Genomic DNA, 12424 nt, shown 5'->3' with positions numbered 1-12424 from the left:
TTTCCCGATATCTATCGTATATCGTTATTCGGTTTTCAGACTTTTTCCAAAATCAGCCTGTAAACGCCCTTTTTCAGCGAAAGTCTCTCTCTTTCCTCCGCCGGCGTACCATTTACGGATTTCACAGCCATCCCTTCCGGCACAAGGAATTCTGCCGTACAGTCAAACGGGATTTCCGCTTCATACAGGATATGATCTCCCTCATATTCCCATCCGCTCCGGTACAGGCCGGATGCCGAAGCATACTCGCCTTTTACCCACCGGAAGCGTTCATCCGGGCAGGGAGCCAGCACCGCCTTTTTAAAGCCTGCCGTACTCTCATCCGGCGCAATCCCGCAGACGCTCCGGTAAATCCACTCGGATACGGCGCCATAGGCATAATGGTTCAGGCTGTTCATTCCCGTATCACTTATTTTTCCGTCGGGCAGCACCGAATTCCATCTTTCCCAGACGGTGGTTGCACCCATATTCACTTCGTACAGCCAGCTCGGGAAATCCTCCTTGAAAAGGAGGGTATAGGCTTCACCGGAAAGACCCGCCTTGGTCAGCGCCTTGCAAAGATAGGCGGTTCCCACAAATCCGGTATTTAAATGCATCCCGTTTTCTTCCAGCATTTCCTTTAAGCGCTTTGCCGTTCTTTCTTTAAACGGTTCCGGTACAATATCAAAATACAGGGCGAGCACCAGGGCCGTCTGGGTGTCAATCGCCACTCTGCCTGTTGCAGTTATATATTCCCTGCGGATCGCTTCCCGGACTTCCTCCGCCACCTTTTCATAATAGGCCTGATCCTCCGTTTTTCCCAAAACGCCTGCTGCCTTCGCCGTCAGAAGGGCGGAATACAGATAATAGACGGAGGCTACATAATAAGGATCGGTCCTTCCGAAACAGCTTTTTTTATCCGGGTTATCAAGAGCCAGCCAGTCCGCAAAATGGAAGCCAATCTGCCACAGCCTTCCGCCGCCGCAGCAGGTTTCATCCATATGGATGATAAAATCCGTCCACAGCTTCATATTTTCATAATTTTCTTCCAGCTGGGTTTTATCCCCGTAAAACTGATAAACGGTCCATGGTATTACCGTTGCCGCATCTCCCCAGGCGCAGGAACCGGATTCCCCCCAGATATTTTCCGTAATATCAGGCGCCTCCTGCCCCATATTTTCCCTGGCTGCGGAAAGCACATCCGGCACCACGTAGGGAACGGAGCCTCCATTGATTTCCTGCTCATAGCGCATGTCCTTCAGATATTTGCGGTAAAAAGCCGCGGTATCCATGTGGAAACAGGCCGTTGCACAGAAAACCTGCGCGTCTCCGGTCCAGCCAAGCCTTTCATCACGCTGGGGGCAGTCCGTTGGCACATCCAGGAAATTACCCTTCTGTCCCCAGACGGTATTTTCAAAGAGACGGTTTATTTTATCATCGGAGGTGGTGACGGAACCCGTTCTTTCCAGCGAAGAATAAACGGCGCAGGCTTCAAAATGGAAGCTGCTCAGCATATCCTGGACAAGCGTTATCCCGCTCACCTTCACATAGCGGAAACCATAGAAGGTAAAATGAGGGCGCACATGCCTCTTTTCCCCGTCGGCGATATAGGTATATTCCGCCTTCGCCGTACGCAGGTTATCCCTGTAAAAGTTATCATCCTGCAGGATCTCCCCATACTGCAGCGTAATTTCGGTTCCTTTTTCCGCCCTGCAGTCAAATTCCACCCATCCTGTGATTTCCTGACCAAAATCCAACACCTGTTCTCCTGCCGGGGTAATAAGCAGGCTGGCGGGAGAGAACCTTTCATGAATCCGCACAGGCACACTCATCCGCTCCGTCAGCTTTCCCTTGGGAGCAGCCGCACGCACAGCAGGAACCGAAGCCTCTTCCACACCTCCGGCGAGCCTGCACGCATCCCTGTCCCAGATTTCCCGGCCTGCATCATAGACCTCACCATCATAGATATTGGAGAAAAGGACAGGGGACGAAATGCATTTCCATGTTTCATCGGTGGTGATCATCTGCCGGGTGCCGTCACCGAAGGTGATAAGAAGCTGCGCCGTCAGCAGGAAATCATCCCCGTATATCTCTTTGACCCTTGCTTCATCCAGATAGCTGAAACGGCCTTTGTACCAGCCGTCTCCCAGCATGACGGACAGTACGTTTTCTCCCGGTTTCAGCTGCTGTGTTACATCATAGGTCTGGTATTGGATCCAGAAACGGTAATCATTATAAAAAGGCGCCAGGTATTCATCGCCCGCTTTTTCCCCGTTCAGGCATGCTTCATAGACCCCAAGCCCTGATATGTAAAGCCTTGCGGAAGCGATTTGTGACGCCTCCTTCTCTTCCAGCCTGAATTTCCGGTACATTACCGGCTGTATTTCTTTTCCGAGAGGCGACGTTATCCAGTCCGCTTTCCAGCGCTCCCCGCAGCCGCCTTCGAACCATTCCACAGCGCTGGTTCCCTGGTCGCCGTCGTCCGCTTGCGCCGTAACATCCCAGTAATAACGCTTTCCGCCTTCCAATTCTGTTTCCGGGACAAAGGAAAGGGAGGAGATATCTTCCCTCATGCCGCTGTCATACAGAAGCTCCGACATGTCTTCTTTTTCTGCTATTCGGATTCGGGCCGCTTTTAATGTGCTTCCGCTGCTTTCCGCCACCTGTAAGGAAAAGGAGGGATTCTTAACGGAAAATCCGAGAGGATTCTTTAAATGATTTACTTTTAACTGAGTCAGTTTCATATTTTCACTCTCCTGTTTTCTCAATATCGTTCCGTCTTCACACATGCAGCAGGGCCGTCCGTCCACTGCAGCATATGTGAAAATCAATGTATATATTGATTGTAACCGTTGGAGTGAAAATAGTCATTGTCTTTTAGACTGTCTTTTTATGACCTTTATTGTCCACACCAGTCCTGCGCTTTATGTCCTCCGGCGGCCGTTTTATTTTCCCGCTGCTGCTATCCTTCCGAATTATCGGTAACACCGCTGCCCGATATGTCATTGCCTGACACGCCGTTTCCCGACACACTGTCCCCATGCTCCTCCAGATACTTTTCCACAGCCGGGTCTTCCATATCGTATATCCGTTTCCACTCTTTGCTTTCCTCCACCTTTACCGCTTCCGAACGGTTTTTATACAGGAAACGGGAAAGCTGGTAGCAGTCGATCCAGATCTCATTATCCGATTCCTTCTGTGACTCATCAAAAATAAGCTCCAATCCCCAATGGAGGTGCACTGTCTTAATGTTATTCACATTTTCCTTTTCGGAATAGCCTGTATGGCCCATATAACCAATGATGTCCCCGGCCGTCACGGCGTCACCCTCCGCAAGGCCCTCCGCATAAGGATAATCCTGGCGCAGGTGGGCGTAATAGTAATATCGCTTTCCGTCAAAGCTCCGGATGCCGATGCGCCAGCCGCCGTACTGGTTCCAGCCCAAAACTTCCACATATCCGGATTCCACAGCCACCACCGGCGTCCCGATCTGCCCCATCATATCATGGCCCAGATGGGGCCTTTTATAGCCATAGCTCCTGGAGGATCCGAAATCATCATAATCGGTATAGGGAAATCCCTTGGCAATGGGCGAATAAGCCTTCAGCCCATATTTCCGTTTCCACACCGTATTTCCGGATTCATCCTGTTCCTGAAGCAGGAATTCGCCCACCATACCGCCCAGCACGGCGTCATAGGCCTGATAAAAATAGTCATAGTTATTCAGGTCACAGGTGATTTCTTCCATCGTGGTTTCTCCGTTCCGGATTTTTTCCGTAATGGAATCCATATCCTTCAGCGCCTGCCTTCCGAATTCACCGCCGTTTTTGGCCGCGGTACAGGCCAGGAGAGATATCCAGTCTATATGGAAATCCTCACCGTAGGTTTCCACATCCGCATCATAAGCCTGACAGAGGGCTTCATAGGAAACATTAAAATCCACCCACTTAATATAATCCTTCTCCGCTTCTTCTCCCGCCTCTTCTTCCGGTTCTTCAACGATAATGGAACCCGAGGTTACAGGGGCAGAGGGTTTCCCTGCCTGTCTGACGGCAAAAAGAAGGGTGAGAAGCACCAGTTCAATCACAATTGCATATTTTAACTTCCCGCAGCGTTTCATGGCGGCTCCAGAGGTCTTTTCTATCCAATATATGCGGAAGACGGCGCCGTAAGTCCAAGGAAGCGCCGTTTTTTACAACGGCGCTCCGGCATATTCCTCATCAATCACCTTCCAGAGACGGAGTATATCCTCCATAGTCCGCTCCAGATTTTCTTCACTGCTTTTCCTGGCTTCCGTGAAAGGGACCGGCATCCTGGTAATGCTGAAGGCGGCGCTGACTCCGGATCCATAAATATCTCCCGTCCTCTCGTCAATGCTTCCCGCCACCACGATCAACGGTATTCCGTCCCGTTTGGCATACTTTGCCACGCCTCCCACCACTTTTCCCATCAGGCTCTGATAATCCAGCCTGCCTTCTCCGGTAAAAATAACATCCGCCCCTTCGATCCGTTCCTCAAATCTCACGGTTTCCAGCACCACCTCTATACCCGGGCATAACCGGGCATGCAGAAAGGCCGCCGCCCCTCCGCCCATGCCTCCTGCCGCGCCTGCTCCGGGAAGTTCGGATACATCGGTTCCCAAATCCGTCAGAATCTGACGGGAGAGGCAGCGCAGGCCTGCGTCCAGCCGATTAACCATTGCCGGATCCGCCCCCTTCTGCGGCCCGAAAATAAAGGCGGCCCCGTTGGCTCCATACAGGGGATTGTCAATATCGCACATGGCCGTGATGCAGGTTTGCTTTAAGCGCCTGTCCAGGCCGGATATATCAATTCGCTTTATATTCTTCAGCGTTCCTCCCACCGGCAGAAAGGCCTCTCCGTCTTCCCCATAGAATTTTGCCCCCAAAGCCGCCGCCATGCCGCAGCCGCCGTCATTTGTGGAGCTTCCGCCAAGGCCGATAATTATATTCCGGCATCCCTGTTCCAGCGCATCGGCTATCAGCTCACCCACTCCGTAGGTACTCGTCAATTCCGGATTTTCCCTGCCTTCCGCCAGAGGAAGCCCCGCGCAGGCCGCCATTTCAATGACTGCCGTTTTATCTCCGGTGTCCGGAATTCCATAAAAGCTTTCTATCCGTTCCATAAATGGGCCGCAGACCGTCACTCTGCGTTTCCGTCCCCCAACCGCCTGTAAAAAGCAGTCCACCGTCCCTTCACCGCCGTCGGCAACCGGTATCTGCACGATCTCGCAGTCCGGGAATTTATTATGTATACATTTACTCATGATCTCGCATACCTTAGCGGAGGATAAGGTTCCTTTAAAGGAATCCGGAATCAATACCACTTTTTTCATATTCGCTCCTGTCATCTGTCCAAAGGCGTGCAATCCTGCTCCGTTAAAAATACTTCCGTATAAATACCGCCTCGGAAATTTCTTTTTCCTTATTTTCCGAATAAGCTTCTATGCTGACCCTGCCGTCATATCCGCCTTCCTTCAGCACTGCAAAGAAATCTTCATATTCCTTACGGCTTTCTTTCGGAAAGCTCCGTCCGTCGGGATCCGCAAAATGAACATGCACAATATCAGGTATCCTTTTTTTCAGAGTTTCCAAAGACTCTTTTTCCAGCATAAAATGATAATAATCCGCCAGAAGGCGTATGGAAGGCCCGCCGGCCTCCGTCATCAGTTTTTTCCCTTCCTCCAGGTTCTGTATAATATTGCTTTCCTGGCGGTTGAGGGGTTCAATCGCAATATGGATCCCCGCAGAAGCCGCACAGGCATCAATCATCCGTAGGGCATCGGCAATCTGCCCGAACGCCCTGTCATAAGGAAAGCCTTCCGGCACATTCTTCGCACCGCTGCTGCCGAATACAATGACCCTGCTTCCCAGCTTAACCGCTCTGTCTATTGCTCTTTTTACATATTCCTGTACTTTTGCGGGATCTACCGTTTCCCCTGTCAGCCTCACCGATGCCGGGAAAAAATTATTGCAGCATTCACAGGGAAGGCCGGTTTTTTCCGCCTCCTCCGCCAATTCTGAAAAACTGTTTTCGGAAAGCTCCATGATCTGTGCCAGCGGAAGCTCCATGTAATCGTAGCCGGCCTCTTTTAATGTACCGATATATCTGCGCCCCACCGCATCGTTCTTATCTCCCAGCATATTCAGACAGCATCCTAATTTCATATCACCGTTTCCTCTTCTTTCCGGCATTTAGCCGCTGCCGGGGCCGGAAGCCCTGTCTCCCGGCCCCTTCTGTCTGCCAGTCAGCGTTTTATTTCGATATTTTCCTTCTCTTCATAGTAACGCAGAAGGGCGCTGTGATCGCATTTTCCCATGCCCTCTTCCTGAAGCTTTTTCATCATGGCAAGCACCTGCTCCGTCATCGGGAGCTCCATTCCCACTGCACGGGACGCATTTTCCGCATTTGTCAGATCCTTGATATGCAGCTCTATACGGAATCCCGGTTCAAAATTGCGATCCAGCATCATCGGCGCCTTGGCATCCATCACCGTGCTGCCCGCAAGGCCTCCCCGGATAGCCTGATAAACGTTTTCCGGATTGACTCCCGACTTGGCTGCCAGCACCAGCGCCTCCGACAATGCGGCTATATTCACGCCGACAATAATCTGATTGGCGAGCTTTGTCATGTTCCCGCTTCCAATGGGCCCTACCAGTACTATGGACGCGCCCATTTTTTCCAGTATCGGCTTTACCCGGTCAAATACCTCCGGCTTGCCGCCGCACATAAAGGAAAGCGTTCCGTCCACGGCCTTCGGTTCTCCTCCGCTCACAGGAGCGTCGATCAGTTCCCCGCCTGCCTCTGCCACTTCCTTTTCCAGTTCTATGGAAACGGTGGGATCAATGGAACTCATATCCACGATAACCGTCCCCTGCTTCATGCCTTCCAGTATACCGTCTTTTCCTTCGATCACTGTTTTTACCTGGGGAGAATTAGGAAGCATGGTGAGGATAACATCACTGCAGGCCGCCGTCTCCTTTGCGGTTTTGTACGGCACGCCGCCCGCTGCCGCCACATCCGCCACAGCATCCTCATTAATATCACAGATGTTCAGTTCATAACCTGCCTTCAGCAGATTTTTAGCCATGGGCTTTCCCATGATGCCAAGCCCGATAAACCCTATTTTCATACATTTACCCCTTTCCTTCCGATATGGATAGCTGTCTATTTTCCTGCCGCTTTTCTGATTTTCATAAGAACATTGAGCGCATCCAGGCCATAGTATTCCAGCAGTTCTTCATGGGAAGATGCCGACTGGCCGAATTCGTCCATAACCGCCACGCTCTCTATGGGTACTGCCGTTCCTCTGAGGATATAGCTGATAAGCATGTTCAGACCGCCGCGGATGCTGGCTTCCTCACAGACCACCACGCCCTTTTTATCTTCCGCGAAGGCTTTCACCGCCTTCTCATTAAGCGGCTTTAAGGTAGGGATATGAACCACGTTTACACGGATCCCTTCCTTCTCCGCCATTTCAGCCGCCTTCAGGGCTTCGTGTGCCATGATGCCGTGTGTGTAAACGGTCACATCGCTCCCTGCCCGAAGTTCCACCGGTTCCCCGATTTTATATTCTGCGCCGGCAGGAAAAATATCCTCCAAATCATTCCGGCAGAGCCTGATGTAACAGGGGCCGTCATGCCTGACTGCCGCTTCGGCCGCATACCGTACCTCAACACCGTCACAGGGCGTAAATACCGTCATGTTCGGGATCGCACTCATAATTGCGGCGTCATCAATGGACTGATGTGTCGCCCCGTCGCCGAAATCGGACATGCCGGAGCTGGAACCCACTATTTTCACATTCAGGTTAGCCGTCGCGATGCTCTGCCTTATCTGGTCATAGGCCCTCCCCGATGCGAAAACCGCAAAGGTGTTGGTAAACGGGATTTTCCCCGCCAGTGCAAGGCCGCCTGCGAAGCTGGTCATATTCTGTTCCGCAATTCCCATTTCAAAATATCTGTCAGGGAACGCCTCTTCAAACATACAGCTCATGGTTGATTTTCCCAGATCCGCTTCCAGCACCACAATATCCGGATTCTCCGTCCCCAGCTCCACCAGCATCTTACCGTATTCTATTCTCTGGTTATGTACCCCCATATCATGCCTCCGTTCTGCTGACACAGCGTAAATCCTGCAAAGCTTCTTCGTACTGTTCCTGTGTGAGCGTTCCGTTATGGAATCCTGCCACACCCTCCGCAAACGGAATCCCTTTTCCCTTTACGGTATCGGCAATGATGCAGACCGGTTTTTCCTTCACATCATCCGCTTTATCCAAAGCCTCTGCGATCTGCTGCATATCATGCCCGTCAATAACCAGCACTTCGAATCCGAACGCGCGCATCTTATCCTCAATGCTGCCAATCCGGAACCGATCCGCCGTCCTGCCCGTCGCCTGCAGCCCATTCCTGTCAATGATTACCCGAAGATTATCCAATTGGAAATTGGATGCCGCCATGAACGCCTCCCACAGCTGGCCCTCCGCAAGCTCTCCGTCTCCCACCGCCACATATACACGGGAATCCAGCCCGTCCAGCTTCAGCCCTGCCGCCAGTCCCGCCGCCAGGGATACGCCCTGTCCGAGAGAGCCGGTATTGGCTTCAATCCCCGGAAGCTTTCTCATATCCGGATGCCCCTGCAGCCGGCTTCCCAGCTTTTTCAGAGTATGGATATGGGCTTCCTTATCGAAATACCCGCATTCCATCAACGCCGCATACTGTACAATGGCGGCATGCCCTTTACTGAGCAGGAACCGGTCTCTTTCCTTCATCCGGGGCTCCGATAGCTTATGTTTCATTTTATAAAAATAAAGCACGGTAATTATATCCGCCAGAGAACAGGATCCGCCTAAATGTCCGGCTTTTCCCACTCCTATCATCGTAACGATATCTTCTCTGATATCCCTGGCCCGGTTTTCCAGCTCCAGTTTCTTATCTTGATCCAGCATCGCCTGTATCCCTCCCGTTTACATTTCTTCCAGCATTTCGCGGACTCTCAGAAAGCCTGTTTCCCCGCTGTTGTATACAGGAACCTTTGTATCCTTAAGAAAGGGTGCCAGCGCGGACATGGACAGCTGCGCCATCACGATACAGTCCACATCCTCCGACAGCTTATCTATGGCATCCACCAGGATTTCATTGTGCCGCTCAATGTTTCCCTTCGAGTATTCTTCAAAGGCTTCACTGCACAAAAGAGTTTTTCTTTCGATTTCCGCACCGGCTTCTGCTGCCGCTATGTCTAACAGTCTTTCCGAGGACGGAACCGTGGTTGCCAGCGTTGCCAGCAGGCCGATTTTTTTCCCTGTGCGCACCGCTTTTTCCATCATGGGACGGTCAATCTGCGCAATCGGCGTGTTCACAAGCGGCCTTCCCAGCTCGGCCGCATAATTAAAGGTAGAGCATGCCAGAAGGATCAAATCCACACCGGCCTCCTCCAGATTATGGGCATACTGGGCAAATTTGAAATAATTCACTTTCGGGATGACGCCTGCCCCGGCCTTGATGTTGTCCCTCTGAATGGTGTCATCGCACAGATGCATAATCTCCACCTCAGGGATAAACTGCCTGATATAAGGCTCCATCGCCTGAATCGTGATGTGGGATGCGTGAATGATACCCAATGTTTTTTTGCTTAAATCCTTCTTTCCTTCCATACCCCCGCCTTTCCGGCCCGTGCCTTTGTTCCTGAAAGGCACAGGCCAAGCAAATATTTATGTTTCTTCCTTATTTGATAACGAGATAAGATACTCCGTGCGCCGGCATTTCAAACTGTAATTCCAGGCTGCCCTGTACAGTCACCTTCTCATCGTCGCACAGCTTTTCCAGCCCATCCCTTGCCTTAATCGCCGCATACTGCTCTCCCTCCGGAAACAGCGGACGGCCCTGTTTTTCCCATTCGGCATAGGGATTGGAGTGCAGGGAGTCAATACGGTAATGGCTGACATTCACTTCCCTGCTGCCTACCCCGTCCACCTTCAGGCAGATTGTCTGGTCTTCCTCTTTATCTCTGTCATTGCAGTGGCTGTAAACCACTATCTGGATTTCTCCGTTCCTGCCTTTTACCGCGAAGCCGGATACGTCCGTATCCTCTCCCTCTCCGGTATACCGGCTGTGGTTTTTCACCCCGATCTCCGGCTCCTGCAGAAAATCCAGCTTCTCCGCGCCGTCGCTCTCAAAGGCCAGTTTCTCGTCCCCGAGGGAACCGTAGATCTTAAACATATTGAAAACAGCCTTGTCGATTCCCTGTGTGGTAAAGGTTCTGGTACCTTCAAAGCACCGTTCTCCAGGGAACATGAACGCCCATGCGAGAGGCCGCACCTTAATGCCGTACTGTACGCTCAACCGGTCAATTTTCTCATAGGTGGAGGCCACATAGGTCGCATAGTATTCCGTATTTCTGAAAATCATGTTGGCATTATCATATACCCCTCCGGCGGCCCAGCCGTCCGGATCCGCTTCCGACAGAACCACCTCGCAGTCCTGGTAACCGTATTCCTTTATGATATCCAGCCCCAGCTTCACCTGGTGAACCAGGCTTTCCACGGAAGGAACGGCCTTCGCCGCATGCATCTCAAACGGGAATCCGCCGCCTTTTACATGGAAGGTGATAAAATCAAGCCGGGTGCCTTTTTCCTGTGTACAGAAATTGGCGCCGTCCCTGCAGTGGCCCAGGAAGAACCGGAAAAACTTCTGCGCATGTCCGCCCTCAAAGATACCTGTCACAGCCGGCCCGGAAAGCCGTGCTTCAGGGAGCACCTCATGCACCGCATGTTCGGTATAATCAAACAATTTACAGTATTCCGCCGCTGTCCCGCTCCAGTAAAAAATATCCGGCTCATTCCAAAGCTCAAAATACCAGCTTATCACTTCTTCCCTTCCGTATTTTTCCGCCAGATGGGAAATAACCGCTTTGATAAAAGCATGCCATTTCTCATAATCTTTAGGGGGGCAGGTCCAGCCGACCTCCTTATACTGGGCATAGTTTTCCCAGTCTCCTCCTGACGGCTTCAGATAATTGGTATCCACCAGAGCCATGGGCATAAATCCCAGCTCCACAAACGGTTTATTCCCTGACTTGAGAAACGCATCTATAATGTAGTCATAATATGTAAAATCATAGACCGCTTCCCCGTTTTCATCCTCCCAGTAAATATTGGTGGAGCCGAATTTATACGTCCCGTGGCAGTTGCCCGTACAGAACATAAAGTGAGTTCTGAAATAATAAGGCGCATCGCCGAGAGCCGCAAATTTCCCCAGAAGCTCCATGCCTTCCGGAATGTAAGTATAATTGCACTCATCGTAACCGATAAAGCGCCACAGATGTTCCTGCACCCCTCCGGATTCCCCTGCATCAACCTTCACGTTTACCTGTTTACTCATCCTTTTTTCCTCCGACACATTCGTTTTTTATTTTCAAATCCCCTATTCCGTCCAAAGAGAGCTCATCGGCAAAATGACAAGCCACAAAATGGCCCGGTCCTGTCTCTTTCAGGGATGGACATTCCTGTTTACAGAGTTCCTGCGCGTACTTGCAGCGGGGATGGAAACAGCAGCCCGAAGGCAGATCCGCCGCGTTCCCTACCTCGCCCGGCAGCATGATACGTTCGTTCCTGACCGTGGGATCCGCCACCGGGATGGCGGACAGCAGAGCCTGTGTGTAAGGGTGCCTGGGATGATAGAATAATTCCTCCGTTTCCGCCAGCTCCGCCACTCTGCCCAGGTACATAACGCAGACTCTGTCGGATATATGCTCCACTACACTCAGATTATGCGCAATGAACATATAAGTCAAATCATATTCATCCTTCAGATCCTGCAGCAGGTTCAGTATCTGCGCCTGTATGGAAACATCCAGCGCCGAAACGGCTTCATCCGCAACCACGAATTTCGGCCCCAGAGCAAGCGCCCTGGCTATCCCGATTCTCTGTCTCTGTCCTCCGCTGAACGCGTGAGGATATCTGTTTAAATGCTTTATTTCCAGCCCTACCTTATCGATCAGATCACGTACCCTTTCGGAAATCTCCTCCTCCGGGTAGCCTCCCGCCAGCCTCATCGGTTCGGCCACAATATCAAAAATGGTCATCCTCGGATTCAGGGACGTATAAGGGTTCTGGAATATCATCTGGATATACCGGCGCATTCCCCTCAGCTGTTTTTTATCCAGGGACGTGAACTCTATTTCCTTATCGTCAAAATGAAACTTAATGCTTCCTTCCGTAGGTTCAATGATTCTCAGAATCGTCCTGCCCAGAGTTGTTTTTCCGCAGCCCGATTCTCCCACCACTCCCAGCACCTCATTTTTCTGTATCTGAAGCGTCACATCATCCACCGCTTTTACAAGGCCAACCTGTTTTTTGGCAATTCCGGCTTCAATCGGATAATATTTCTTCAGCCCAGTTATCTCCAACAATGCTTTCGGCATCTTTTCC

Annotated in this window: 10 protein-coding genes; all 10 read right to left on the bottom strand. The window is 51.4% G+C overall.

The annotated features are described in order from the left end of the window. Nucleotides 1–35 precede the first annotated feature (35 nt). Nucleotides 36–2723, bottom strand: a complete 2688-nt coding sequence (locus BLA28_RS22555) for an alpha-L-rhamnosidase (RefSeq protein WP_069157924.1) — start codon at nt 2721–2723, stop codon at nt 36–38. Nucleotides 2724–2941: 218 nt separating this feature from the next. Next, entirely contained in the window at nt 2942–4099 is a 1158-nt protein-coding gene (locus BLA28_RS22550; protein ID WP_069157486.1) for a M23 family metallopeptidase, read from the bottom strand. 72 nt (nt 4100–4171) lie between these two features. Beyond that, the gene (locus BLA28_RS22545) at nt 4172–5332 is read right to left on the bottom strand and encodes a glycerate kinase family protein (RefSeq protein ID WP_069157487.1); all 1161 of its coding nucleotides are present in this window, start codon (nt 5330–5332) and stop codon (nt 4172–4174) included. 43 nt (nt 5333–5375) lie between these two features. Continuing rightward, a complete protein-coding gene (locus tag BLA28_RS22540; RefSeq protein ID WP_169897289.1) occupies nt 5376–6164 on the bottom strand; it encodes a sugar phosphate isomerase/epimerase family protein in 789 nt (262 codons plus the stop codon). Between the two features lie 80 nt (nt 6165–6244). Continuing rightward, nucleotides 6245–7129 carry a 2-hydroxy-3-oxopropionate reductase gene (gene garR / locus BLA28_RS22535; RefSeq protein WP_069157488.1) on the bottom strand — a complete coding sequence of 295 codons (885 nt, stop codon included), beginning with the start codon at nt 7127–7129 and terminating at the stop codon, nt 6245–6247. A 35-nt stretch (nt 7130–7164) separates the two neighbouring features. Next, entirely contained in the window at nt 7165–8097 is a 933-nt protein-coding gene (locus tag BLA28_RS22530; protein ID WP_069157489.1) for a transketolase family protein, read from the bottom strand. Nucleotide 8098: 1 nt separating this feature from the next. Further along, a complete protein-coding gene (locus tag BLA28_RS22525; RefSeq protein ID WP_069157490.1) occupies nt 8099–8944 on the bottom strand; it encodes a transketolase in 846 nt (281 codons plus the stop codon). A gap of 18 nt (nt 8945–8962) precedes the next feature. Continuing rightward, nucleotides 8963–9649: an aspartate/glutamate racemase family protein gene (locus BLA28_RS22520; RefSeq protein ID WP_009255260.1), complete on the bottom strand. Its 687-nt coding sequence runs from the start codon at nt 9647–9649 to the stop codon at nt 8963–8965. 70 nt (nt 9650–9719) lie between these two features. Continuing rightward, entirely contained in the window at nt 9720–11375 is a 1656-nt protein-coding gene (locus BLA28_RS22515) for a GH39 family glycosyl hydrolase (RefSeq protein ID WP_069157491.1), read from the bottom strand. Next, on the bottom strand, nt 11368–12417 hold the full coding sequence (locus BLA28_RS22510; RefSeq protein WP_069151332.1) for an ABC transporter ATP-binding protein: 1050 nt from the start codon (nt 12415–12417) through the stop codon (nt 11368–11370). Before BLA28_RS22510 ends, BLA28_RS22515 begins: the two co-directional genes overlap by 8 nt. Nucleotides 12418–12424: the final 7 nt, after the last annotated feature.

Origin of the sequence: Eisenbergiella tayi, from assembly GCF_001881565.1 — a bacterium.
In the GTDB taxonomy this organism is placed as follows: Bacteria; Bacillota; Clostridia; order Lachnospirales; family Lachnospiraceae; genus Eisenbergiella; species Eisenbergiella tayi.
Note: the sequence above shows the minus strand (reverse complement) of the source record. Positions and strands in the feature narration are given on the sequence as shown.